General features: G+C 67.2%; 23 protein-coding genes, 1 tRNA gene and 2 pseudogenes. 7 read left to right on the forward strand and 19 right to left on the reverse strand.

Going from position 1 to position 22,508, the window contains the following annotated elements:
* Positions 1–143: 143 nt before the first annotated feature.
* A tRNA-Gln gene (locus DK389_RS26625) sits at positions 144–217 on the forward strand.
* A gap of 41 nt (positions 218–258) precedes the next feature.
* Here the strand turns inward: DK389_RS26625 and DK389_RS26630 are convergent.
* The 3 genes from DK389_RS26630 to DK389_RS26640 are packed head-to-tail and all read right to left on the reverse strand — an operon-like array spanning position 259 to position 2,196.
* Positions 259–1,308, reverse strand: a complete 1,050-nt coding sequence (locus DK389_RS26630; RefSeq protein ID WP_109894228.1) for a tyrosine-type recombinase/integrase — start codon at positions 1,306–1,308, stop codon at positions 259–261.
* The gene (locus tag DK389_RS26635) at positions 1,298–1,486 is read right to left on the reverse strand and encodes a hypothetical protein (RefSeq protein WP_109894229.1); all 189 of its coding nucleotides are present in this window, start codon (positions 1,484–1,486) and stop codon (positions 1,298–1,300) included. Before DK389_RS26635 ends, DK389_RS26630 begins: the two co-directional genes overlap by 11 nt.
* Entirely contained in the window at positions 1,486–2,196 is a 711-nt protein-coding gene (locus DK389_RS26640; protein ID WP_109894231.1) for a hypothetical protein, read from the reverse strand. The genes DK389_RS26635 and DK389_RS26640 overlap by 1 nt, the downstream gene beginning before the upstream one ends.
* Before the next feature lie 434 nt (positions 2,197–2,630).
* Here DK389_RS26640 and DK389_RS26645 point away from each other — a divergent pair, with 434 nt between their 5' ends.
* On the forward strand, positions 2,631–2,876 hold the full coding sequence (locus tag DK389_RS26645) for a hypothetical protein (protein WP_109894233.1): 246 nt from the start codon (positions 2,631–2,633) through the stop codon (positions 2,874–2,876).
* A gap of 192 nt (positions 2,877–3,068) precedes the next feature.
* Here the strand turns inward: DK389_RS26645 and DK389_RS26650 are convergent, their stop codons facing one another.
* The 7 genes and pseudogenes from DK389_RS26650 to gntA form a co-directional block, all read right to left on the reverse strand.
* Positions 3,069–4,442 (reverse strand): transposase, encoded by a 1,374-nt coding sequence (locus DK389_RS26650; RefSeq protein WP_109887551.1) that lies wholly within the window; start codon positions 4,440–4,442, stop codon positions 3,069–3,071.
* 321 nt (positions 4,443–4,763) lie between these two features.
* Positions 4,764–6,818, reverse strand: a complete 2,055-nt coding sequence (locus DK389_RS26655; RefSeq protein ID WP_109894235.1) for an ATP-binding protein — start codon at positions 6,816–6,818, stop codon at positions 4,764–4,766.
* Positions 6,818–8,344 (reverse strand): ATPase domain-containing protein, encoded by a 1,527-nt coding sequence (locus tag DK389_RS26660; RefSeq protein ID WP_109894237.1) that lies wholly within the window; start codon positions 8,342–8,344, stop codon positions 6,818–6,820. The genes DK389_RS26655 and DK389_RS26660 overlap by 1 nt, the downstream gene beginning before the upstream one ends.
* 69 nt (positions 8,345–8,413) lie before the next feature.
* On the reverse strand, positions 8,414–9,565 hold the full coding sequence (locus tag DK389_RS26665; RefSeq protein ID WP_236960370.1) for a patatin-like phospholipase family protein: 1,152 nt from the start codon (positions 9,563–9,565) through the stop codon (positions 8,414–8,416).
* Between the two features lie 66 nt (positions 9,566–9,631).
* Complete coding sequence (locus DK389_RS26670) at positions 9,632–10,630, reverse strand: SDR family oxidoreductase (RefSeq protein WP_109894239.1); 999 nt, start codon at positions 10,628–10,630, stop codon at positions 9,632–9,634.
* Positions 10,631–10,674: 44 nt separating this feature from the next.
* Positions 10,675–11,347 (reverse strand): annotated as a pseudogene (locus DK389_RS26675) (DUF1989 domain-containing protein).
* The gene (gene gntA, locus DK389_RS26680; protein WP_109894241.1) at positions 11,337–12,041 is read right to left on the reverse strand and encodes a guanitoxin biosynthesis heme-dependent pre-guanitoxin N-hydroxylase GntA; all 705 of its coding nucleotides are present in this window, start codon (positions 12,039–12,041) and stop codon (positions 11,337–11,339) included. Before gntA ends, DK389_RS26675 begins: the two are co-directional and overlap by 11 nt.
* 137 nt (positions 12,042–12,178) lie before the next feature.
* On the opposite strand from gntA, the gene DK389_RS26685 reads away from it, so the two are divergent.
* On the forward strand, positions 12,179–13,171 hold the full coding sequence (locus tag DK389_RS26685; RefSeq protein ID WP_109887600.1) for an IS481 family transposase: 993 nt from the start codon (positions 12,179–12,181) through the stop codon (positions 13,169–13,171).
* Positions 13,172–13,200: 29 nt separating this feature from the next.
* Here DK389_RS26685 and DK389_RS26690 read toward each other — a convergent pair whose 3' ends face one another.
* Complete coding sequence (locus tag DK389_RS26690) at positions 13,201–14,085, reverse strand: type 1 glutamine amidotransferase (RefSeq protein WP_109894243.1); 885 nt, start codon at positions 14,083–14,085, stop codon at positions 13,201–13,203.
* Positions 14,086–14,100: 15 nt separating this feature from the next.
* The gene (locus tag DK389_RS26695) at positions 14,101–14,343 is read right to left on the reverse strand and encodes a hypothetical protein (protein ID WP_109894245.1); all 243 of its coding nucleotides are present in this window, start codon (positions 14,341–14,343) and stop codon (positions 14,101–14,103) included.
* Positions 14,344–14,511: 168 nt separating this feature from the next.
* Here DK389_RS26695 and DK389_RS26700 point away from each other — a divergent pair, with 168 nt between their 5' ends.
* Positions 14,512–14,955, forward strand: a complete 444-nt coding sequence (locus DK389_RS26700) for a DMT family transporter (protein WP_109894247.1) — start codon at positions 14,512–14,514, stop codon at positions 14,953–14,955.
* 24 nt (positions 14,956–14,979) lie between these two features.
* Here DK389_RS26700 and DK389_RS26705 read toward each other — a convergent pair whose 3' ends face one another.
* The 4 genes from DK389_RS26705 to DK389_RS26720 all read right to left on the reverse strand — a co-directional run bounded on the left by DK389_RS26705 (position 14,980) and on the right by DK389_RS26720 (position 17,344).
* Positions 14,980–15,975: an NAD(P)/FAD-dependent oxidoreductase gene (locus tag DK389_RS26705; protein WP_109894249.1), complete on the reverse strand. Its 996-nt coding sequence runs from the start codon at positions 15,973–15,975 to the stop codon at positions 14,980–14,982.
* Between the two features lie 279 nt (positions 15,976–16,254).
* On the reverse strand, positions 16,255–16,443 hold the full coding sequence (locus tag DK389_RS26710) for a hypothetical protein (RefSeq protein ID WP_109894251.1): 189 nt from the start codon (positions 16,441–16,443) through the stop codon (positions 16,255–16,257).
* Between the two features lies 1 nt (position 16,444).
* Positions 16,445–16,699 (reverse strand): hypothetical protein, encoded by a 255-nt coding sequence (locus DK389_RS26715; protein WP_109894253.1) that lies wholly within the window; start codon positions 16,697–16,699, stop codon positions 16,445–16,447.
* A gap of 171 nt (positions 16,700–16,870) precedes the next feature.
* Positions 16,871–17,344 carry a DUF3597 domain-containing protein gene (locus DK389_RS26720; protein ID WP_109894255.1) on the reverse strand — a complete coding sequence of 158 codons (474 nt, stop codon included), beginning with the start codon at positions 17,342–17,344 and terminating at the stop codon, positions 16,871–16,873.
* 204 nt (positions 17,345–17,548) lie between these two features.
* Here DK389_RS26720 and DK389_RS26725 point away from each other — a divergent pair, with 204 nt between their 5' ends.
* Positions 17,549–18,442: an HWE histidine kinase domain-containing protein gene (locus DK389_RS26725; protein ID WP_236960371.1), complete on the forward strand. Its 894-nt coding sequence runs from the start codon at positions 17,549–17,551 to the stop codon at positions 18,440–18,442.
* Here the strand turns inward: DK389_RS26725 and DK389_RS34585 are convergent.
* Positions 18,388–18,507 (reverse strand): annotated as a pseudogene (locus tag DK389_RS34585) (alpha/beta fold hydrolase); the annotation flags it as partial. The gene DK389_RS26725 and the pseudogene DK389_RS34585 overlap by 55 nt on opposite strands.
* 307 nt (positions 18,508–18,814) lie before the next feature.
* Between DK389_RS34585 and DK389_RS26735 the strand changes: the two are divergent.
* Positions 18,815–19,024 carry a cold-shock protein gene (locus tag DK389_RS26735; protein WP_109890725.1) on the forward strand — a complete coding sequence of 70 codons (210 nt, stop codon included), beginning with the start codon at positions 18,815–18,817 and terminating at the stop codon, positions 19,022–19,024.
* Positions 19,025–19,771: 747 nt separating this feature from the next.
* On the opposite strand, the gene DK389_RS26740 is transcribed toward DK389_RS26735, so the two are convergent.
* Both DK389_RS26740 and DK389_RS26745 read right to left on the reverse strand, forming a co-directional pair.
* A complete protein-coding gene (locus DK389_RS26740) occupies positions 19,772–20,206 on the reverse strand; it encodes a DUF1810 domain-containing protein (RefSeq protein ID WP_109894259.1) in 435 nt (144 codons plus the stop codon).
* Between the two features lie 420 nt (positions 20,207–20,626).
* Positions 20,627–21,304 (reverse strand): HD domain-containing protein, encoded by a 678-nt coding sequence (locus DK389_RS26745; RefSeq protein WP_109894261.1) that lies wholly within the window; start codon positions 21,302–21,304, stop codon positions 20,627–20,629.
* 123 nt (positions 21,305–21,427) lie between these two features.
* Between DK389_RS26745 and DK389_RS26750 the strand changes: the two genes are divergently transcribed.
* Complete coding sequence (locus DK389_RS26750; protein WP_109894263.1) at positions 21,428–22,411, forward strand: GlxA family transcriptional regulator; 984 nt, start codon at positions 21,428–21,430, stop codon at positions 22,409–22,411.
* The last annotated feature ends 97 nt before the right edge of the window (positions 22,412–22,508 follow it).

The following is a 22,508-nucleotide window of genomic DNA, read 5'->3' on the forward strand; positions in this document are numbered from 1 at the left end:
AGGCGAGGCCGCGGCGCGGCCTCCTGTCGAGGCGGTTGACCGGCGCCTGCATTCAGCCTATCTCGTGCCCTCCCGCGCCGCAGGAGCCGCACAGGCCATCGGACGTGGGACATCCAAGTCCGTTGAACGAGCGCGGATTTCGGTGGGGGATAGTTTAACGGTAGAACGGTGGACTCTGACTCCTCTAGTCCTGGTTCGAATCCAGGTCCCCCAGCCACCTCAAAACACTACGCTTTTTCCCTTTCACGATGAGACCATTCAGCCCCGGTCGGGCATCCGGTCGGGAAATTGTGTTCTCGTTTCAAGCTTCCTGATGGCCGAAGCGGCGAGCGCCGGATCTCGGTTCAGGTAGTGGGCATCAAGGATCGACCGCACGTCGTTGAGCGAGTGGCCGGTCAGGGTTGCGATCTCAGCCTCCGAGCTCTCGACGAGCGCCAAGCGGCTCACCGCGGTCCCACGCAGGTCGTGGAAGGTGAGGCCGGTGATACCGCAGGCCTTGCACGCTTTGCTCCAGGACGATCGGAAGCCGTCGCTGGTCCAAGGCCGGCCCTCAGAGTTGAGCAGGATCACCGGACTGCGTCGTTCGGTGGCGTCGAGTGCCGCCTTGAGCGGTGCTCCGACTGGGACGACGACACGTGCACCTGTCTTGCCCTGCTTCAGCCGGATGCACTTCCCGTCGTAGGCCGCCCAGGTGAGGCGCAGCAGGTCGCCCTGCCGCTGACCGGTCCAGAGAGCCAGGATCAGCGGGAGGCGCAGGTGGGCAGGCGCTGAGGCTAGGAACACGGCCTCGTCGGCATCCGTCCATACCCGATCGGTGCGCTGCGCCCGGTACAAGCGCCCTCCCCGCTCGCACGGGTTAGCCAGGATCAGACCGCGGTCGAGCGCCCAGGACAGCACTCGCGCCAGCACGCTCCAGGCATAATCGGCCTGCCGGCGGGAGCGCAGCGCGAGCCGGTCACGCCAAGCCATGAAGTTCCCGCGGGCGCGGCGATCCGTCAGGGCGCCCAGCGGGAAGTCGCCGAACTCCTTCTCGATCGCCTTGATGTGCCGGACGTAGTCCTTGCGGGTCACCTCGCTCTTGGAGAGGAAGGCGTCGCTCGCCTGGAAGCCCTGCAGGATGGAAAGCAGCACGCCTTGCTTGGGCTGCGCCCTGCCCTGAACCGCGGTGTTGTAGCTCGCGATGAACTCGGGCGTGCCCGGCTTGCCCTCTATGCGGGGGCCGCCCTTCCACGCGTACCAGTAGGTGCGCTTGGTGCCGTCGCTCAGCACTTTCGTTCGGGAATTGATCCCCTTCAGCCTAACGCGCATCGCGCTTAATCCTCCATGCGTCGTACTCGGACGTCGACTCCTGCCGGACGTCCTCGCTGGAGTAGACCACGATCTTGCCGCCCTCGACCTCGACGCGGCCAACCTTGATGCCGCCGGCCTGGGCGCCCTTAACGGCGCGAGCGATCGCAGCTTGTGTAATGATCTGACGGCGGGACATCAGGCCGCCACCTCCCCTTCAATCGCCTCGCCCGACATCGCTGCGCACGCTTCCGCCAGCCGACGGATCACCGCATCTCGAACCGTCACCTCATGGATGCGACCGGATGGCTTCTGCTCCTCCAGGAACAGACGATCTGCCTCCGTGAGGCCGAACTGTAGCTCTATACGTTTCCCGCTCAGATCAGCATCGCGCCGGAATCCATCGCGGAGGCTGTCAGCATTCGCGATATTCAGCATGACAGAAGCCGCACAGTCTGGCCAAACGAAGCGCACAGACCGGAATACTATCAAATCAAGCGGCTTGTTCGCACCAATCACCTTGTTGAATGTCTCGCAGATATCGTCAATATCTCTTTGATTTATGGAAAACAGCGCTTCTAGGGCTTCGCCGAACGTTTTGCATACCAGAATCTTCTTCCACCCCTTCGATGCGCGGATGTCGAAGCCTCCTTCGTTCTTGCGCACGGGGATTTGACGCAGGTTCCGGAACGTCTCGACGGCCTCGCTAACCTTTGCTGGCACATCGGTGGCATTCGCCGCGATGAGCAAATTTGCCGCTTCCAGCACACCCATGTCCGAAGCACCCCGCCCGCGCTTCGTGGTCGGCAGGTGACCGGCCTCTCGGATTATGCGTGCGATATGCGCGATCGCAGCCTCGCCGCGCTCGTCGCCTTCAGCCAGCAACTTCACCAAACCGGGCAGCTTCATTGCTCACCTCGCCTCTAAATCTGCGTAGCACGCACAAAAATCCTTGCCAAGGTATTCTGGGCTCGACTCGGAATCTACTTGTGAAAGACGGGCGCCCCGATAGCGGCCGATCATTCCACCCTGTCAGCGGGCGCGAAGCGCTGCTGCGGAACACCAGACACGCACGGTGGTTCGGAAGCGCAGAGGGATCACTCACGATCCGGAGTGCCCACGATGACCGAAGCGCTCGTCTTCTACGGCTATGTCTCGATCTTGAGCGTCTGGACCGCTTACCTCGTCTGGGACCGTGTCCATCAGCATCAGTGATAGGTTCGTCGCCAGCGGCCACACACCCGGAGGGACACCGCCCGATAGGCTCGGTTGGCGAGGCATGACCCTGCGCGCCTCTCTGCTCTCGAAATCAGCGGCCATGATCTTCATTCTCGGCGAGCTGGTTGTACGCGACCGAGCGCGCCGGACAGGTCATGACAGGGACGCAGGACGAGATCCTCGAGGCGCTGGACCGTCGCATTGTGGAGGCCGAGGCGCAGGTCACGGCGCTGGCAGCTGCCATCGCTGGCCTCACCAAGGCCGGCTGTGACACCACCGAGGCTGCGGCGTTGTTGCGGGACTACCAGATCTCCCTGCCGAAGCTGCACCGACAGCGATGGGCGCTTCTGGCCAGGGCACTGAAGCCGTGAGCGCGACAGAGCCGCAGCTCCATAACGCCCAGCCGACGGATGAACGCTTCGGAGAAGCCGTCTGAGGCGGCCGAATGGCTGAAATGGGCGCGAAGCTGCCGACCGGTTTTGGCCGATTTCGTTGAAAAACTCGCGGTTGGCCTGGATTGAGATTTGACCGGGTGCTTGGCCGGGGGGGCTCCCGCCAGCCGGTCAGGCTAGGCTCGGCTGCCCCAGCGGGATCAGCTTGGCCAGCTTCCGTAGGTTCTGGGCGGCGGCCGCGAGGTGGAACTCGTCTCGGGCCCCGTCTGGCCCCCGCAACCGAAGCCGATCCAGCCGCAGGATCCGCTTAAGGTGGGCAAACAGCATCTCGACCTTCTTGCGCTCACGCCGCGAGGTACGGCCCGCCTCCGAGGCGCAGATGTCGCGCGCCATCTGCCGGGCGCCCTCGTGGATCGAGCGTGGGATCTTGCGGGCGGATGCGTTGGGGCAGCATCGTGGCTTCAGCGCGCAAGCTTCGCAGTCGTACTTGCTCGCGCGGTAGCGCAGCATCCCGTCTGCGTCGACGAGCGGGGGCGGTGACCGATAGACCTTCTGGCGTTGCCGCAGGTGCTTGCCGGCCGGGCAGGTGTAGGCGTCGGCGCCAGGGTCGTAGGTGAAGGCCGACCGGCTGAAGGTGCCGTCGCGGCGCTCGGACTTATCGAAGACGGGGATGTGCGGCTCGATGCCCTGCTCGTGGGCGAGCCAGCCCAGCATCGCGGCCGAGCCGTAACCGCTGTCACCGGCGAGCCGGGCCGGGTAGAGGTCGAAGCGCTCGCGCGAGCGCACGATCATGCGCTTGGCGGCCGTGACCTCGGCCTGCCGGATCGCGGTGGTCGGCTCGACGTCCACGATGACCGCGTGGTCGAGGTCGATCAGGTAGTTGGCCGCGTAGGCGAAGTAGGCCAGCCCACCGTCCGCACCCGTCCAGCGCGCGGCCGGGTCGGCGGGGGAAACGAGCTTAGGCACGACCGGCGTCGCAGCTCCGAACGCGGCGTCGTCGAGCACAGCCAGGTACTCCCGGGCGGCGCGGCTGACGCTCTCGGGTGGCAGGCCGTTCGTACCCTCAACACCCTTCTGCCGGTTGGCATCAGCCTTGATAAGGCTGGCGTCGACCGCGAAGCCCTCGCCGCCCACGAGCCCCTCGGCGATGCAGCGGGCGAGCACGGTCTCGAACAAGCAGCGCAGCAGGTCGCTGTCGCGGAAGCGGCCATGGCGGTTCTTGGAGAAGGTCGAATGGTCCGGCACCCGGCCGTCGAGCCCGAGCCGGCAGAACCAGCGATAGGCGAGATTGAGGTGGACCTCGTCGCACAGGCGGCGCTCGGATCGGATGCCGAAGCAGTAGCCGATGAGCAGCATGCGGATCATCAACTCGGGGTCGACCGAGGGCCGGCCCGTCGAGCTGTAGAACGGCTGCAGGTGCGCGCGTAGACCCGACAGGTCAACGAAGCGGTCGATGGCGCGCAGCAGATGGTCGGCTGGGATATGTGTATCGAGCGAGAACTCGTAGAACAGGGCACCCTGCTCGACTTGCCGAGGTCCCATCATCTGCTTCGGTCTCCGTCTCTCGACAGAAGTGAATCACCTCACGACTACCGCCGCAACACCCGAGTTTTTCAACACAATCGGCCGTAAGCGGTCCGTCCGCTTCGGGGCTTGGATCATGAGAAAGCGGACGATTGATGCGGTTCAGCTGAACGCCCCGGACAGACCCGGACCGGATCTCAGATCTATCCAAACCGAAGTTTCGACTCTTGATAGGAAGCGGACCTCTTGCAGGTAGGCAGCCACAACACGCCGGCCTCAAGCTCCTATGTGCGCCGTTGCCGCCCGCACTCACGCCGGTCGTTGGCGCCCCTCGGTGACGGATCAACGCCCCTCTTGCCCCAGCACCAGGCGCAGCGAGCGGGCGAGCTCGTCGCGGCGGTAGGGCTTGTTCAGGACCGGCATCTCACTCTGGGCCATCACCTGACCTTCGTCGAGGTTCGCCACATAGCCTGACGTGAGCAGGACCTTGACGCCGGGCCGGAGCTTCTGTGCCTCGACCGCCAACTGCGACCCGTTCATGCCGCCGGGCATGACCACGTCGGAGAACAGGATGTCGATGCGCTCCACGCCCCGAAGGTGCTCCAGTGCCTCGGCGGCGTTGCGAGCGACGATGACCCGGTAGCGCAACTCCTCCAGGCTCTCGACAGCCATCCTGAGCACCTGCTCGTCGTCCTCAACCAGCAGAACCGTCTCGCCCTCGCCGGCGCGGCGCAGCGGGATCGAACTCGCCGGACCAGCGCCCGTCTCCTCGCCAGCTGGGTCGGTCGAACGCGGAAAGTACAAGCTGACCGTCGTGCCCTTGCCGATCTCGGATTCGATCTGGGCAAAGCCCTTGGCACTCCGGGTGAAGCCGTAGACTTGGCTGAGCCCGAGCCCCGTTCCCTTGCCGACCTCCTTGGTGGTGAAGAACGGCTCGAACACGCGCTGGAGCTTGTCGGGCGGGATGCCGCTGCCGGTGTCGGTCACGGACACGACCACGTAAGGTCCCGGGGGCACGCCCTTGTCGGCGACCGCAGCCGTTCCGAGATGGACGTTGCGGCTCATCACCGCGATGCGCGCATGCCCTGTGGTGCCTTCCAGGGCATCGCGCGCATTCACGATCAGGTTCAGCACCGCCGCCTCGAACTGCGCCGGGTCGATGCGAATGGGGTCGAGGGCCGGGTCGAGATCGAAGCTGAGCTCGACGGCGCCCGTTGCCGCCCGCTCGGCAAGAGGCTTGAAGTCTAGCAGCAGGCGGTTCGGGTTGAGCGTCTGTGGTCGCAGCATCTGCCGGCGCGAGAAGGCGAGAAGCTGCTGCGTGAGCTGCTCGCCGCGCCGCGCGGCGCCCATGGCCGCCTCAGCTAAGCGCTTGACTCGGTCGATCTGCTCGGGGCGGCGCAGCATCATGTCCAGGCCGCCGACGATCACGGTAAGCAGGTTGTTGAAATCATGGGCGACGCCGCCGGTGAGCTGCCCGATGGCCTCCATCTTCTGGGCCTGACGCAGCGCCTCTTCCGTGACGTGCTGCTCGGTGCGGTCCACCAGGATCCCGGCGATGCGGGCCGGCGCGCCGGACGCGTCATACTTGACCTGCCCTTTCGCGGCGACCCAGCGCACGGCGCCGTCCCGGCGCGTAATCCGGCATTCCAGGTCGATCCCACCGGCTTCCCGAACGGCCGAGAATGCCTTCTCGACCGCAGGACGGTCCTCCTCGACCACGTGAGCGAGAAAGGCATCGCGGGTCCACGACGGTATCGGCTCGGCGTAGCCGAAGATGGCGTCGAAACGAGGGGAGTGGCGGGAGGTTCCGTTCGCGAGATCAAGGTCCCACGAGCCCATGCCGGCCGCGTCGAGCGCAAAGGCCAGGGTCTCGCGCGCGGCCTCGACCTCGCGGGTCCGCTCGGCGACCCGCCGCTCCAGACCCTCGTTGAGGAGGCGCAGGTGCTCCTGCGTGCGTTCACGCTCGGCCAGGAGGCTGCGCGCCTGGTACTGGCGCCGGCGCGCCCGCAGCGCCGATGCGGCGGCGCTGGTCAGAGTCTCGGCGTTGATCGGGCGCTCCAGCAGGATGACGTTACCGAGCCGCGCCAGGATGCCGGCAGCGTGCTCCGACCGGCGGCCTGTCTGCCGTGTCGCCAGGACAATGAACGGGAAGTCGGACCAGGCGGGCTGCTCGTCGAGCCAGGCGAACAAAGAACGCGTGTCCGCCTCTGCGAGCGCTTCCTCGGTGACCAGCGCGGTACCGGCTCCCGCTCGCAGGCACGTCACCCAATCCGTCAGGTCGGCGCAGGTCCCGGTCGGGGTGCCGGCGCGGTTGAGCACCTGCTCGATCACGCTTGCATCGCGTCCGCGGGGCGCCAGGACGAGGACGCGACCCTCGTGGCCCGCGGGTCGGTGCATCAGGCCGCTCCGCCTGGCTGGGTACCGCCCGGCAACATCGCGACCTTCCCGCGATAGGACGGAAGACCCGAGAGCACGCCCTCGAAATCATCCAGGGCCTCGCCGACTCGCAGCCCCTGGGCCGAGAACCTCAACTCGCGGATCGTGCGCTCATGCGGGTTAACCCGGCTCTTCACCACCGAGACCGCCGCGCGCACTTCGCCCTTGGCCTCGAAGAACCGGAAGAGCAGGATGCCGTCGCTCAGGTAGCTGAGGTCGATGTCGGTGCGCACGTCCCCGATGACGCCGTGCTGGCCGAGGACCAGCAGCGTCGTGACGCCTTGCTGGTTCAGGTAGTTCAGGAGCTCGTGCATCTGCAGGATGAGGAACTCCTCGCCCGGCATGGCATGCAGGTAGGCGTTGAGGCTGTCGATGGCGACGAACGTCGAATGGCGCTCCTCCACGGCTTGCCGGACGTGGGTGGCGAACTCCCCCGGAGCGAGTTCTGCCGGGTCGATCTGGGTGATGGTCAGCCGGCCCGCCGCGATGTGAGGGGCCAGATCCATGCCGAGCATCGCGGAACGCGTGAGCACGGTGGCGAGCCCCTCGTCGAACAGGAAGTAGGTTGCCGTTTCCCCGCGCTCCAAGGCAGCCAGCATGCACCCGACCGCGGTCGTGGTCTTTCCGACCCCTGAGGGGCCAAGGAGCAGGGTGTTGGTGCCTGGGACCAGGCCGCCGCCGAGCAGCAGGTCGAGCTCGTCTGAGCCGGTGGACTTGCCCGTCGGGTCGAAGCTCGTGTGGTGCTCGGCCGCGATCAGGCGAGGGAACACACGGATACCGCCGGTTTCCAGCACGAAGTCATGGTAGCCGCCCCGGAACTTGATGCCGCGCATCTTGATGATCCGCAGCCGACGGCGCTCGGAGCCGAACTCGCGGGGTGCCTGCTCCAGCGAGATCACCCCATGGGCGATGCTGTGGAGCTGCACGTCGCCAGTCTCTGAGGTCCGGTCGTCGAGCATCAGTACAGTGCAGGCACGCTTGGCGAAGAATTGCTTCAGGGCCAGAATCTGGCGACGGTACCGCAGCGGGTTCTGGGCCAGCAGGCGAAGCTCGGACAGGCTGTCGAACACGACCCGGGCGGGCTTCAGATCGTCGACGCGAGCGATGACGTCCTTGACGGTCTCACCAAGCTCGATCTCGGATGGGTGCAGGATCGACTGCTCACTGTCAGGATCCAGGCCGAGTTCGTTGACGAGTTCGTAAATCTCGATGCTGTCGAGCGACCAGCGGTGCGAGGCAGCCGCGGCACGCAGCTCATCCTCCGTTTCGGAGAGGGTGACGTAGAGGCCGCGTTCGCCGCGAGCGGCGCCCTCCAGCAGGAATTGGAGCGATAGAGTGGTCTTCCCGGTGCCGGGCGTGCCCTCCAGCAGGTAGAGCCGGTTCGGCGTGAGGCCACCGCCTAGGACCTCGTCGAGGCCGGGGATGCCGGTGGATATGCGCCCGTGAGCGCCGCTCGGTGCGTCGGGGGAGGATCCGTGTTCTGCCATGGTACTGTTGCGCCAAGCCTTTCCAGGTCGCCACCTCAACGCATGGCCTTAAGGAATGCTCCTGGTTGCTCAGCTGTCCCCGCCGCGCCGCATATCTGCGTCTTGCGCCGGTTGTTTGAGCCAGCCGGAGCTTGGCCCTGGCCTCGGTGCCGCACCATCCTGCAGCCGCCCGAAGGATGCCGGATCGGACCTCTCAGGGCTTTGGGAGGCGACGTAGGTGAACCGACGATGGTCGCGCCCGAGGTCGGACAGGCGCATCAAGCCATCGACGGCATCCTTCCTGCCCGCCGCCCAACGGTCACGGATCGACGACGGCGAGTAGTCGAAGCTCTTGGCGGCGAGTTGGTCCGCGCCTGCCTGGTGGATGAGATGCAGCAGCGTCACCGCCGGCCCGGTTGGATTGAGCCGTTGCCGCAGTTCGTACTCGCGCTTGAGGCCTGCAATTGCCCGGCGCGCCGCGCTGGCAAAGATGAGATCGTTCGCGCGCTCCAGCACCGCGTCAATGGAAGCCGGTCGCGGCGCTCGCAGGCTGAACAGGTCCGAGGCAATGCAGAGAAGATCCCCGTCGGGCTCTGTTGCGAAAATCGGGTCGAGAGGCAGGTTGTTCGTGTAGCCGGCGTCGCACAGGACACGCCCATCCACCTCGACTGGTGGGAAGGCGGGCAGGATGGCCGTGCTGGCGAGGATGTGTTCGGGCCGGACAACCTCGCGAGCCGTATCGAAGTAGACTTCCTCGCCGGACTCGATGTCGACGCAGCCCACCGTCAGACGTGTGCCGCCTCGGTTCAGTCGCTCGAAGTCGACGAGGCGTTCCAAGGTCCGGAGAAGGGGCCGGTTGTCGAACAGCGCGACGTCGTTCGGCACCCACGGTAGGGCCGACCATAGGCCGGGCAACCGATGGCTGAAGATGCTCGGGCGCCCCCAGGCGAGCGCCAAGAGGGCGTGCAGTCCGTTGTAGACCTGGCGCGGCTTGAGCAGCCCGGTCGGGCTCGGGCCCGTGGCCTGTGTCGCCTCGTCCCAGAATTGGCGGAGCTTTGAGACGCGATCCTCAGGCGCGTTGCCCGCGACGATGGCGGCGGTCACCGCGCCGATGGATGCGCCGACGACCCAGTCGGGCCGGAGCCCGCGGTCGTGCAGCGCCTCATAGGTTCCGGCATGGTAGGCGCCGACGGCGTTGCCGCCGGCAAAGACCAGGGCGAGGTCGCGTATCTTGTGCGGCATCCGTGCCTTCGCGCGTCGAGAGGAATGGGGCCCCACCTGAATACGGCCGCGGGCAGCGGCCGCGGGTCAGCGGCGCGGACCGGGCCGCGTGCCGATGATGACCGCGGCCGTCGCGACCAGACCAGCGGCGAGCACGGCGGCGGTTGCGAGTGGGTGCAGGGTCGCCCTGGTGTAGGCGCTCGTGCGCATGACGGGGACCGGCGGGTCGCCGCGGACCGCGCCGGCATGCCGCGGGGCATGCAGGGCGCCCTCGGGGTCCCTGGGCCTCTCCGACCGCTTCTGCAGGGCGATGATGGCCGGCGCGAGCTCGTCATAGGCGCCAGGCGCGAACTCTTTGCCCATCACGAACATCTTGCCCCCGCCGCCGACGAAGATGTCGCGCTGCGGGTGCACGGCGGCGTGCAGGATGGCATTGGCCACCTCCTCAGGCGGGTAGATCGGCGGCGGCAGCGTCGGTTCGCGGTCCATGTAGTTGCGCGCCCGGTTCGGCAGCGGCGTGTCGATGGAGGCGGGCTTCACCAAGGTCACGGAGACCGGTGCGCCCTCCGCGATGAGTTCCATGCGCACGGTGTCGGTGAAGCCCTTCACCGCGTGCTTGGAGGTCGCGTAGAGGCCCTGGAACGGGAAGGCCAGGTCGGAGGCGATGCTGCCGACGTTGATCAATGCCCCGCCGCGCTCGCGCAGGTGCTCCACGGCGACCAACGAGCCGTTCACGGTGCCCCAGAGGTTGGTCCGGATCAGGCGCTCGTGGTCCTCGTGAGTTATCTCGCGCAACGGGCCGTAGACGGTCAGGCCGGCGACGTTGACCCAGGTGTCGAAGCCGCCAAACGTCGCCATCGCCTTTGCGGCGATGGCCTGGACGTCCTCGCGCCGGCCGACGTCTGCCACGACGTAGGCGGCCTTCGGGCCTAGCTCGTCGGCGACCCGGGCGAGCACGTCCTCGCTGCGGGCGGCGAGCACCACCCGCGCGCCGCGCTCGGCGGCCATGCGGGCAGTCGCCAAGCCGATGCCGCTCGACGCGCCGGTGACGACGATGACCTGCTCGTGCAGCGGCTTGTGCGCCATGTCCGGTTCGCTCCGTGTCGCCCCCGAAGGGAGACCCGGCATGGCTACGCGCCAGACGCCGAAGCGTTGCGCGCACCCTGACCTTCGTGGTCGCCTGCACCCGCCTCCTTCGGCGTTCGCGCCCGCTCGATCCGGTAGTGGATCGGCTTGAAGCTGCCGTTGTTCGACTGCAGCGCCGAGCATGCGGTGAGGCCGATGACGAGGTCGGCCTCAGCCTCGAAGGTGATGCGGTCTCCGGCCTGGCTCAGCGGCGGCTCGACCGTCAAGGCGCCCGTGCGCCGTCGACGGGGACGTTCATGAAGCAGTTGAACGCTACCGGGATGCGGTCGGGGCGACGCCGTACGGGGCGAGCGCGTGGGCGAGGTTGCCGAAGCAGCCGCGGTGCGGGTCCGCGTCGCCGTAGATGATGCGGAAGGTGTCGGCCGAGCACGGGGTCAGCAGGAAGTCGTGCCGACCGACAGTGTCCTCGACGATGCGCAGGAGGACGTTCGAGCGGTTAGAGTAGAGCGGGTCGCCCGTCGTCAGGTGTATCCGGCTCGCGTAATCGAGCGTGCGTCCCGACGAGATCACCTCGTCGAGGTCGTGGCGGTTGAAGGCCAGGAGATCGGCCACTTGCTCGCCTCGCGGGTCGATGACGGTGAGGCGGTCGCCCTTGTCGAGGGTGAAGGCCACGCCCGAGCGCGGCGCGATCTCGTGGGTGCCGGCGTCAGCGCACATTGGCGCCCCCTGCGTTCGCGCGGCGCGGCCGGAAGGGGCAGCGCCACTCCTCGCCGACGACTCGGCCGCTGTACTGGCGCGCCTCGGACGCCTCGCCATGGCGAGCCAGCATTGGGTTGACCGAGCCGGCCAGTGCCTCATCCCGCCGCAGGATGGATGAGCGCAGCTTCTCGTAGCGGCCCGCTTCGCGCAGCTGCTCGAACTGGGCGTGCAGGTTGAACACCAGCGCCGGCGACGAGAACCGGCGCGCGGGCCGGCTCGCGTTCGGGTGCAGGCCCACGACGAAAAACGCCTCGCCGGCGAAGCTCATCGAGAAGTGCGGGTTGTCCGGCTCCTGGGCTACGCGACCGTCCCAGGGATGGCCGAGCCAGGCGTCCTTGTCGGCCAGCGACTGCACCCGGTCCCAGAGGTGCCGCTCGAAGCCCTCCTCGTCGAGGTGACCTGGGCCCTCGAAGACCACCGCGAAGCTCTGGAACAGGTCCGGCCGCCTCCGGTAGCGCGCCGCGAAGGCCATCAGCGCCGGGTAGATGCGCATGTCGTCCCAGGCCGAGGTGATGTCGCGGGCGACCAGGACGCGCATCTGGCCCTTCGACAAGGCCGACTTGGCACCGACGCACGGGAACCCCGCATCGCGGATGAAGGTGCGGAAGGCTTCGGCCTGCGGATGGTTGGTATCGTCTCGGGGCAGTTGCATCGGAACTCGGCACGCACGTCGCACGGTTGCGCGCGAAACCGGCACAGGGTTCCGCGGCCTCAGGCAACGGTCCCGCCTAGGTGTTTGATCCCAGGGTTTGATGGTGCAGTTTTCTCACGAGAGTGGAAGGACGCGCTATGGGCCAGGTTCAGCACGGGAGCGCCACGACGACAGCGGCAGTCCGTCGAGCGATACAGCATAGTCAAGCGAGCCTGAGGGCGTTGGCGGCCCGTTACGGCGTCAACCCGAAGACCGTCGCGAAGTGGAAGAAGCGGTCCTCGGTGGCTGACCGGAAGACGGGGCCAACGGAACACCGGTCTACGGTGCTGACGGCCGAGAACGAGGCGGTGATCGTCGCCTTTCGCCGGCACACCCTGCTGCCACTCGACGACTGCCTCTACGCCCTGCAGCCGACGATCCCGCACCTTACACGCTCAAGCCTGCACCGGTGCCTGCAGCGCCATGGCATCTCGCGGCTCCCCGAAGTGGATGGCGACAAGCCGCTACGTGCAAAATTCAAGCGCTACCCGCTCGGCTACTTCCACATCGATATCGCCGAGGTGCACACCAAAGAAGGCCGACTCTACCTGCTTGTGGCGATCGACCGGACCTCCAAGTTCGCCTTCGCCGAGTTGCACGAGAAGGCCACGCGCCGGGTCGCCGGCAACTTCCTGCGGGCCCTTGCTGCCGCCGTTCCCTACAAGATCCACACGGTGCTCACCGACAACGGCACGCATTTCACCGAGCCGTCCGGGAACACTTGGACGCCGGAAGAGATCAGAGCGATGCGCGCCGAGAAGGTGCTGTTCCGCTGCCACTCCTTTGAGGGCGCCTGCGCCGACCTCAACATCGAGCACCGTCTCACGAAGCCGCGCCATCCCTGGACGAATGGTCAAGTTGAGCGGATGAACCGCACGATCAAGGACGCCACCGTCAAGCGCTTCTACTACGACAGCCACAGTCAGCTTCGGCAGCACCTCGCCGACTTCGTGGCCGCCTATAACTTCGCCCGCCGCCTCAAGACGCTACGCGGCCTCACGCCCTACGAAGCTATCTGCAAAGCTTGGACGGAGGAGCCCTCTAGGTTCACCCAGAACCCGCACCACCAAATCCCGGGACCAAACACCTAGGCCGCGTTCCGCGTGGGCTGGGTGCTGTCCTACCTATCCACAGCCAGCAGGCCCTCCCGGCCGAGCCGCGCGAGCGCCTCGATGAAGTTGCGCATCTCGGCCAGCCTGAGCCGCTCGTCGGTGACCTGCTCATCCAGGCCCAAGCGCCAAGCGAGATCGCGCCGTCCCGGCTCCCGATGCAGGGCATCGACTTGGCGGGCGTAAGCCTCGACGTCCTCTCGGTCCCGCGCGAGCCCCGCCTCGACCAGGGTGTCCGCCTGCCGGCGCAGGGCGCCGGCTACCTCGTCGAGGCCGATCTCGGGATGGTACTGCACGCCCCAGAACAACCCGCCGTCGAAGCGGATCTCGGCGGCCTGGACGGCGGTGACGCGGTTGCCGGCGAGCAGCGTGGAACCGGGTGGCAGCGCCTCGACCTCGTCGGTGTGGATGGCCGGTGCGTCGTATGCCGCGGGCCGTCCAGCCAGCAGCGGGTGCGCGCGTCCTGCCTCGGTCGGTGCGATCCGTCGCGCGAAAGCGGCCTCCGGGCTGCGGGCGTTCGGGCGCACGCTGCCTCCGGCTGCGACTGTCGCGACCTGCAGGCCGGCGCAGGAGCCGAATGATGGCGTACCGGCCGCGAACACGGCCCGCATGAAGCCGATCGTGCGCCGGGTCTCCGGCGTCTCCTCGTAGAGGTGCAGCGGCGAGCCGGTGAGGAACACCGCGTCGTACCCGGCCAGGCTGGCTCCGGGTGGCAGCGCCGCTTCGGCGTCGGCCGGCTGGATGCGGTCGCAGGCGGCGCCCGGCGTGAGCCTCAGCAGGATGTCGAGGTAGGTCTCGCCCGACGAGCGACCGACGCTTTTCCGGCGCTCCTCGCGCGCGTCGGGCGTCTCGCTCTCGGCCACGAGGAACCGGAACGTCGATGGGACTGAACTCACGATTTTCGTACTTTCTCAGTGTCCACGTGGCATGGGGAACCAGGGCCGCAGGCTGGCGAGCCCTGCCGCGAAGCGCGCGTTCGAGATGGCGCCGAGAGTCTCGACCGAGGCTCCGGCTGTCTGGGCCTCCGATTCGAAGGCGATCAGCCGCTCCAACAAGGCGTCTGCCACGGCGGGGATAACTGACAGGTGTTGGTCGGCGAGCATCTCGTGCAGCCGCCGCATGTAAGGGCAATCCTGATCGCGCTCGACCGCCATGGCGCCTCTGCCTCCGACTGACCCATGCCTGCCTCCGGCCCGGAGGACGCCTGGGACAACCGCTGCCGTGAGGAAGGGTTTGCTCTGGCGCCTGCGGCATCCTGCTCCGGAAGACAGACAACCGACGCGCTCCACGTTAGGAAGCCCTTCTCCTTCCAAGGCTTCCGCATGTGGTATCTCTACGGCTTCGCCATGCTCGCCGGGCTCGCGAACGCGATCCAGCCCGGCCCGAACTCGACCCTGGCCAAGGCATCCTCGCAGCCGTTCTTCGCTGGGCTCGTCGTGGTCGTCGTCAGCGGGGCCGCCCTGCTGGTCACAGGCCTGGTCTCCGGCTGTCTGAGCGTGCCGAGCTATGAGCAGGCGACCCAGATTCCTTGGTGGGCCTGGTGCGGCGGCATCCTCGGCACGGTGCTGACGCTATCGCAACTGTTCATCGCCCCGAAACTCGGCGCGGCGCCGTGCCTGGGCACGCTGGTGACGGTGGGCGTGCTCGCCTCCATCGTCCTCGACCACTACGGCTGGGTCGGGTTCGAGGTGCACCATGCCACCATCGGGCGGGTGCTCGGCGGCGTCCTGATGGTTGCGGGCGTGGCGCTGGTCGCGCTGTTCTGAGGGCTGAATGGAGCTGAGGCTCAGTCAGGCCGAGCCGCCGCGCCTGTCGGCTCCGCCGACCTCCTCCTCGGTCGGCAACTCGCAGCGGTTGTGGATGTCCGTTGCCGCCATGGCAGCATGGCCCATCGCCACCACCACCTGATCGAGCCCACGCACCACGCCACCTGCTGCGTAGAGGCCCGCCACCGTGGTGCGGTTGTGCTCGTCGACTATGAGCGCTCCCGTCCCGTCGTGCTCGGCGCCGATCTTCAAGGCGAGCTCGGACCGCAGCTTCAATCCCAGCGCGGAGTAAAGCACCTCGAATCGATGCTCCTTGCCGCTTGCCGTGCGCAGCCGCGTGAGCCTGCCGTCCTCAATGTCGAGGTGCACCACCGGCTCGTGGACGACCCGGATGCCATGCTCTTCTTCGACGCGCTCGCGCTCGCGCGCGTCGAGGAGCATGGCTTGGCCGAGCGTCAGCAGGGTTACGTCGCGCGAGTAGGTGCGGGCCACGAAGACCGCCTCCCCGAGCCCTCGGTCGCCGTGGCCGATCACCGCGATACGCTTGCCTCTCGCCTCGTAGCCGTCGCAGATCGGGCAGTAGCGCACGAGCCCCCGCCGGACCGCGTCGGGTAGCCCGGGCAGGTCCGGCTCCACGTCGTCCGCGCCCGTTGCGAGGAGCACCCGGCGCGCCCTGACCTCACGTGCGATGCCTTTTCCTATTCCCTCCTCAAAGCTCGCGATGAAGCCTCCCTCCATCGCGCGCAGCGCCGTAACGGTGCCGTTCACGATCCGGGCGCCGTAGCGCGCGACGTGCTCGCGTTGCCGGGCGATGATCTCCCGCCCGGAGATGCCGTCGACGAAGACCGGCACGTTGTGGCTGGTTGGTATCCAGGACGCGCGGGAGTCGCCTGCATCCACCACCAGGAAGCGGCGCCCGAAGCGGGCCAGGTAGAGGGCAGCCGTCAGGCCGGCGGGGCCGCCGCCCACAATGACGCAGTCGAGCAGCTCGTCGAAGTCACCGGAGCAAGGCCCCGCCATCAGCCCATCCGCACCCGAGCAAAGTAAACGCCTTGGAATGACTGGATCCTACCGGCATCGGTTCCATGTCCGGACGAAGCCCCGCGTGCCGCTGGCCGGGGCATCGACCGCGGCGCCTCGGTTCGGCAAGGCCGGACCCGTCGGGCGTAGGAACCGGTCGAGGGCGCGGGGTCGTTCCAAGGACCGGGCCCGTACAGTCCCATCAGTATCGCCGCCACGTTGGTCCTGGCAGTCCCTGCCAGGCGGGTCGAGGCGTGCTCCCGGCTCGGGCTCCCGTCGTCAACGTGCCACAGTCCTTGCTTGCTCCAGAGCCTGCATGAGCTCGGCGAGGCGCGGGTCGAGGGCCTCATCGACGACCGGCTCGTATATCTCCTGCAGATAGCGGCCCAGGCGCTCGCGCGTCAGGGCATCGAGCACGGGCGGCCTCCCGCTCTCGTCACCGCGTGCATCGCCGGGCTCGGACGCCATCTCAGCCCCTCCTGCCGCTCTTCTCGTGGCGTTCGACCTCCGTCCGGCAGGCCGGCGAGAGGTCGGCCATGTTCTTCCGGAAGCAAGCTTGAACCTCCGGCCCGTCCCGAGGGAGGTCCCCGTAGTAGATCGCGTAGTCGCCGCTGCAGCGCGCCTTCAGGGCTTCCCGGTCGGGCTGGGACGGGGAGCCGGCTCTCGCGTCCTGGACGCAGGCTGCGAACCCGATGGCGAGGGCGACGACGGTACGGTGGTGCATAAGTTGGCCGTCCTGCGCGTGGGTGGGATCCCGGGTTCGCGTGACGGCGCCTGCGCGGGGGCTGTCATCGACCGGTCAACCCGCTCGATGTCCAAGGGTGCCTGCGCCAGTGGCCCGGACCGCCCGTACCCACGGCGGGGCGCGACAGGCCCGGGTGGTCGGAACCCGTCGTCAGGCGTGCTTGAGGTCGTCCGGGACCTTGCCGCCGTTCTCGGCAAGCTTCTGCACCACCTGCTTGTGCAGCCAGACGTTCATGGTAGCCGAGTCCTCCTTATTGCCCGTGTATTGCAACTCGTCAGCGAGCTGCCTGCGGGCCTGGAGGCTGCTGTCGAGGTCGAGCAGCTTCAGCAGATCTACGATGGAGCGCTTGTAGTCGAGGCCCTGGCCCTTCTTGGAGGCGAGGTCTGCGAGGACCTGGCCGACGTCGACGTTCGCCTGTCCGGCGCCGGAAGGTGCGGCCGCGACCGGGGACGAAGCGCCGCTCATGGAAGGCGCGGCCGCGTTGCTGGCCGAGCCGGTTGGGCCGTCCTGACCTTGCGCCGCCGCCGACACGCTCGGCGTCTCCGAGGCGTGCGGCGCCGCGGCTTGGGCGCTGGCGCTGCCGCCGCCGAAGATCTTCGACATGATCGACCCGAAGATGCTCATCCCGTCCTCCGAATTTCCAAGCCCCGTCTGGAGAGGGCGCTCGACAACGGAGGGCTGTGGCGGGCGTTCCCCTGCGACGCTCGGCCCCTCTGGAGAGGTGCCGCCCGACGGCAACCAACGCCCTGCCCGCCGATTGTCCGCGTGGCCTGTCGTTGGGCCGCGATGGGCGTCTGGCGAATTCGTGCCGCCGGAGGGGGAACGGATTTGCAGTATCCCGACAATACAGAGCCGGTTCGCCCGGACCTGGATGTACTGTTCGCCGCAGTCGAAGCGGCCGGCGAAGCGGTTCTGATCACCTCCGCCGAACTCGATGAGCCGGGCCCGCGCATCGAGTACGCCAACCCCGCCTTCAGCCGCATGACCGGCTACGAGGTCAGCGAGGTCATCGGGCGGACGCCGCGACTGCTGCAAGGGCCAGGAACCGAACGCGCCGTGCTCGACCGCATGCGGACGGCGCTGGCTGCGGACAAGCCCTTCCAGGGGGAGGCGCTGAACTACCGCAAGGACGGGACGACCTATTTCGTCGAGTGGCTGATCACGCCGGTGCGCGGGGCCGACGGGCGCATCGCCCATTGGGTCTCGGCCCAGCGCGACATCACCGAGCGTCGCGCCTACGAGGACCGTCAGGCGCTGATGGTGCGCGAGCTGCACCACCGGGTGAAGAACACGCTGGCGACGGTGCAGGCGGTGGTGAACGCCACGGTCCGCTCCTCCCTCACCATCCCGGAGTTCACCCGCGCGTTGTCGGGCCGGATCACGTCGCTGGCCCGGACGCACGCGCTGATCACCGAGGATCTCGCCCAGGCCGCCTCCTTCGGCGGGTTGCTGCGGACCGAACTGGGACCCTACGACGAGCGCGGGCGGCTGACCCTGGATGGCCCTAAGGTCGTTCTGCCGTCCGAGCTCGCGGTGCCGGTCGGCATGGCATTGCACGAGCTGACCACCAACGCCCTCCGGCACGGCTCCCTCGCCGACCCGAACGGACGGCTCAACGTTACGTGGTGGGTCGAGGAAGGCGCCACGGGGCGCAGCCTACGCTGGGCCTCGAAGGCCGGAGCCACGAACCGCCACATGTTCTGGTCACAACCGAAGCCGTGAGCGAAGACCATCGCTGTAGGCCTAGTCCCCGCCAGTTTGGTGTTGTGTCGCTGGATGACGGACAACGCTGCATTCCCTCGAGCTGCCGCAGCGATATCACCGGGCGCTCGGCAATGCCCAGTCCGCGAACGTTCTTTTCCCAGCTGCCGTCCGAGCCGGATGGATGGCACATTACGGAAGCCGCGGGCTTGCCTTGCGAGGTGCACCTTCGCAACGTAGGAGGTGAGCATCGGCACGTGACCGGATCACTTGGACCGTCACGCCCTCGCAGGCCGGTCCTTGTCTCCCGTCGCTCCCCGTCGATCACGCCGCCCGGCAGGCAACCGGCCGCGGCTCCAATCCGATGACCGCCTGCGAGGGACCGAGGATGTCATGAGCACCGGTACCGTGAAGTGGTTCAACGAGACCAAGGGCTACGGCTTCATCCAACCCGATGACGGCGGCAAGGACGTGTTCGTGCACATCTCCGCTGTCGAGCGCGCCGGGATGCGCAGCCTCAACGAGGGGCAGAAAATCTCCTACGAGGTCGAGGCTGACCGACGGAGCGGCAAGGAAAGTGCTGCCAACCTGAAGGCAGTCTGACGCTCGGAAGCGAGCGGCCCGCATCTGGACCGCTCGTCACGTGTCGGTCTTCGAGCTTGTGACCGGCGGGTGCGTCAAGGCTCGGCTATGGCCAAGCGCAATGCGGAGCGGACCACCCACTGCTGGGCCGTACCGGCTCGGGCCTATCTTTCCCACACCCGTCGGCGCAGAGTGCCCGCATCGCCGGATGAGCTACCCCGGGCTCCGGCGACTGAGGGCTCGACGCCCCCGCCTGTGACCCAACGGGTAGGCAATGGCCAACCTTATCAAGTTTCCCGGCAGGCCCCGCGGAGCTGCGTCTGCCTACAAGCTTCATCGGTTCGCCTACGACGGCAGTCTGCAAGCCACGGTGCTCATCCCAGCTTGCGACGAGACCGAGGCGAAGCGTCGGGCGCGCGAACTGACCCAGGGGCTGAGAGCTGAGCTTTGGTCGAGCGGACGACTGCTGGAAGACTTTGCGACCCCCGATCACCCAGTCGCAGCTTCAATCCGGCTGGTGGGCGACCCGGCAATCAGCCCGGAACGCGATCCATGACCGACGTCCAATGCCTCCGGCCGTTGCCAAGTCAGCGGCCCCTTGTGAGAGCACTCACCTGGCCGCGCTTGGGAATTGCTGGTGACGATGCTGTACATGGAGGCAATTTTCGGCGTTCCGGGCCTCATCGCTGCACCGATCTTCTACGCCTACCTCAAGAATGAACTCTCCCGGCGAGGCCTGATTTGATGAAGCCACTGGCGCAACGGACCTCACCGGCAGGACGCCTGCAGTTTCTCCAGCGTGCGCGGATCCTCTTGCCCACCAAAGTACCGATCAAGGGCCGTCCGAAAGGGTGAAGCATCGGGCGCGGCTCGTCCGAACAGGGTCATGCTCGAGCGGAACTTCATGTCGTCGGGGGAGCCGAAGATGGCATGCGCCGACCGCCCTGACACCCGGTTCACAGCCTCGGTGCAGCGCTCCAGGCGAGGTCCGAGCAGCGGGTGCTGCAGGTAGGCGCAAGCTTCGTCGAGCGAACCGATCGCATAGCGCTGGGCCATGGCGCTGAACCCGAGGCCGGCGATCTGAGGGAAGATGAACCACATCCAATGGCTGCGCTTATGCCCCGCCAGCAGCTCCCGCAGCGCCTGCTCATAGACACCGCTCTGAGCGTCCACGAACCTTGCAAGGTCAAAAGGATCGGTCATGGCCGGATAACGGGAGGAGCGGACCTTAAGGTCCCTTCTGCCCGACGCCTGCTGATCTCCGGAGCACCCTGTTTGCCCCGCCGTATGCTGCCAAGCCTGAGCAACGCAGATGCGGTCACAAAACCGAAGGCGGCAACTCGCGATGCCGTCTAGACCCTTGAAGCGTCTGCTGACGGGCGGTTTGAGTTCAATGCCCTCGAATGACCGATGGTGGCCGTTAGCTGCTGGTCCGCTTTCCGCGTCAGAACGCCAGAAGCGGACCTTGTCGGTATCCTTGCCCGCTCGCGCTCGATCTCGCGCTCGTTTCGCAGCATCATGCCCGTGCCTGCCGTCCATGGGTGTCGGCCGAGCTTCCTCTCGGAAGGTTCCGGGCTTTTGTCTCGCCGATCTGCATGCCCTTGAGGTTCGGGCGGCCGCGGCTCAGCCGTGCGCCCCGCAGCCGCATCCTGGCGCATGCGCGCCGTTCGGCCAGCGCGAGTTCCGGATGATGCTGCAGAAGTTTCCCCCGCCGAAGCCCGGCTCCTTGTCGGCGATGACGTCGGCCTTGACGTTGCCGAACGTGGTGGCCGGCTTGTGCTTGATGCCGTCATAGAAGGCTTGGATGATGTCCTCCTTGAAGTCCGGCGTGCGCGGATAGGCCAATACCACCGCCTCGCGCTCGGCGTCGGAATAGTCGCCATACGTCAAGCCAAGCACGTCCATCTCGACACCGGCCGTGACCAATGCGACGACTGGATGCATGTGAACCGGAATGCCGGGCGTGGTGTGCAGCGCGATGGCGGTCCAGACCGTGTAAACGTCAGCCTCCGGCACGCCGTGTGCCTTCAGGAAACTGCGAGCAGCGTTGGCGCCGTCGACCTCGAATCGCTCGTCAGTGCTCCCGTAGTTCGGCATCAGGCCGAGATCGTGGAACATGGCGCCCGCGTAGAGCAGCTCCCGATCGAAGCTGAGACCGCGGTGGATGCCGGCAAGAGCCCCGAACAGATAGACGCGGGTCGAGTGGTTGAAGAGCAGCTCGGTCTCGTTATCTCGGACGAACTCAGTGACGGCACGGGCAAGCTGGCTATCGGGAATGGCGGCCTCGGACCTGATGCTCACGGCAAATCTCCTTGGTGAGAGTGCCCCAATGGGGTATGGCGCCGTAAGAGCGGCAGCAATCGCTGGATTCAGACGATTTCTGCCAATTGGGAGGCAGGGACGGACAGGGGATTCCGAGCGGTCATGCACAGTGTCGCGGTTCTTGCCCTGCCGGGCGTACAGCTGCTCGACGTGGCGGGTCCGCTCGACGTCTTCGCTGAGGCGAACACTCAGGCCGGAGCCGAGATCTACGAACTCGTCGTCGTTGGCATCGCTCCTGGCCCGATCGAGACCTCCTCGGGCCGTCGTCTGGTCACGGACATCGTGCTGGGGGATGAGACAGCGCCCGCTTTCGACACGCTGCTCGTTGCCGGCGCGCCGCGGATGGAGGACTTTCGACCGGACGCCGTCCTGCGTGATTGGCTCGCCTCAACCGCCTCCCGTTCGCGCCGCTACGGCTCGGTCTGCAGCGGCGCGTTTCTACTGGGCCAGGCCGGTCTCCTGGACGGCCGAAAGGTCGCGACCCATTGGGCCGTCGCAGATGCCCTGGCGCGCCGCCACCCGGAGGCGAGGGTCGATGCCGATGCGATCTGCGTCTTCGACGGGCCGCTCAGGACGGCAGCCGGGGTCACGGCCGGGCTCGACCTCGCCCTAGCGCTGGTGGAGGAGGACTTGGGATCTGAGATCGCGCGCAAGGTCGCAGCGCAGCTTGTGATGTTCTTCAAGCGCGGTGGTGGCCAGCTTCAGTTCAGCCGGCGGGGCGTTGGAGCACTGGCAAGCCGGTCCGCCTTGCAGGAGGTCCAGCGCTGGGTGGCGGCCCATCCCGCAGAGGACCATAGCGTGGCGAAGCTGGCATCGCGCACGGGGATGAGCCCCCGTCACTTCGCACGTCTTTTTCGGACCGAGACGGGCCTGACGCCGGCAGCCTTTGTCGAGAATGTCCGGATCGAGGCAGCGCGTCGCCTCCTCGAAGAGGGACAGGCAGCCTCGAAGCAGGTCGCCGGAGTCTGCGGCTTCCGCGATGCCGATACGCTCCGGCGCTCCTTCCTGCGCCGCCTCGGCCTGACACCTTCGGAGTACCGGCGTCGCCATGCATCTCCGGCGGGCGAGACGCTATCCGAGATTTGAGCGGGCGCCAGCTCGCGGCGCGGCGGAGCCTTGTTCGGGTCGCCCGGCGAGATACGCTTTCTGCAGCATAGGCAGGCGCCCGAGCTCCTATGGCCCG

The sequence above is a fragment of the Methylobacterium durans genome, from assembly GCF_003173715.1.
GTDB lineage: Bacteria > Pseudomonadota > Alphaproteobacteria > Rhizobiales > Beijerinckiaceae > Methylobacterium > Methylobacterium durans.

What these genes read in the sequence shown, in the direction of transcription:
- DK389_RS26630 (WP_109894228.1), bottom strand. Translation starts at nt 1,308, where the DNA reads ATGCGCGTTAGGCTGAAGGGGATCAATTCCCGAACGAAAGTGCTGAGC.
- DK389_RS26635 (WP_109894229.1), bottom strand. Translation starts at nt 1,486, where the DNA reads ATGTCCCGCCGTCAGATCATTACACAAGCTGCGATCGCTCGCGCCGTT.
- DK389_RS26640 (WP_109894231.1), bottom strand. Translation starts at nt 2,196, where the DNA reads ATGAAGCTGCCCGGTTTGGTGAAGTTGCTGGCTGAAGGCGACGAGCGC.
- DK389_RS26650 (WP_109887551.1), bottom strand. Translation starts at nt 4,442, where the DNA reads ATGATGGGACCTCGGCAAGTCGAGCAGGGTGCCCTGTTCTACGAGTTC.
- DK389_RS26655 (WP_109894235.1), bottom strand. Translation starts at nt 6,818, where the DNA reads ATGCACCGACCCGCGGGCCACGAGGGTCGCGTCCTCGTCCTGGCGCCC.
- DK389_RS26660 (WP_109894237.1), bottom strand. Translation starts at nt 8,344, where the DNA reads ATGGCAGAACACGGATCCTCCCCCGACGCACCGAGCGGCGCTCACGGG.
- DK389_RS26665 (WP_236960370.1), bottom strand. Translation starts at nt 9,565, where the DNA reads ATGCCGCACAAGATACGCGACCTCGCCCTGGTCTTTGCCGGCGGCAAC.
- DK389_RS26670 (WP_109894239.1), bottom strand. Translation starts at nt 10,630, where the DNA reads ATGGCGCACAAGCCGCTGCACGAGCAGGTCATCGTCGTCACCGGCGCG.
- gntA (WP_109894241.1), bottom strand. Translation starts at nt 12,041, where the DNA reads ATGCAACTGCCCCGAGACGATACCAACCATCCGCAGGCCGAAGCCTTC.
- DK389_RS26685 (WP_109887600.1), top strand. Translation starts at nt 12,179, where the DNA reads ATGGGCCAGGTTCAGCACGGGAGCGCCACGACGACAGCGGCAGTCCGT.
- DK389_RS26695 (WP_109894245.1), bottom strand. Translation starts at nt 14,343, where the DNA reads ATGGCGGTCGAGCGCGATCAGGATTGCCCTTACATGCGGCGGCTGCAC.
- DK389_RS26700 (WP_109894247.1), top strand. Translation starts at nt 14,512, where the DNA reads ATGTGGTATCTCTACGGCTTCGCCATGCTCGCCGGGCTCGCGAACGCG.
- DK389_RS26705 (WP_109894249.1), bottom strand. Translation starts at nt 15,975, where the DNA reads ATGGCGGGGCCTTGCTCCGGTGACTTCGACGAGCTGCTCGACTGCGTC.
- DK389_RS26710 (WP_109894251.1), bottom strand. Translation starts at nt 16,443, where the DNA reads ATGGCGTCCGAGCCCGGCGATGCACGCGGTGACGAGAGCGGGAGGCCG.
- DK389_RS26715 (WP_109894253.1), bottom strand. Translation starts at nt 16,699, where the DNA reads ATGCACCACCGTACCGTCGTCGCCCTCGCCATCGGGTTCGCAGCCTGC.
- DK389_RS26720 (WP_109894255.1), bottom strand. Translation starts at nt 17,344, where the DNA reads ATGAGCATCTTCGGGTCGATCATGTCGAAGATCTTCGGCGGCGGCAGC.
- DK389_RS26735 (WP_109890725.1), top strand. Translation starts at nt 18,815, where the DNA reads ATGAGCACCGGTACCGTGAAGTGGTTCAACGAGACCAAGGGCTACGGC.
- DK389_RS26740 (WP_109894259.1), bottom strand. Translation starts at nt 20,206, where the DNA reads ATGACCGATCCTTTTGACCTTGCAAGGTTCGTGGACGCTCAGAGCGGT.
- DK389_RS26750 (WP_109894263.1), top strand. Translation starts at nt 21,428, where the DNA reads ATGCACAGTGTCGCGGTTCTTGCCCTGCCGGGCGTACAGCTGCTCGAC.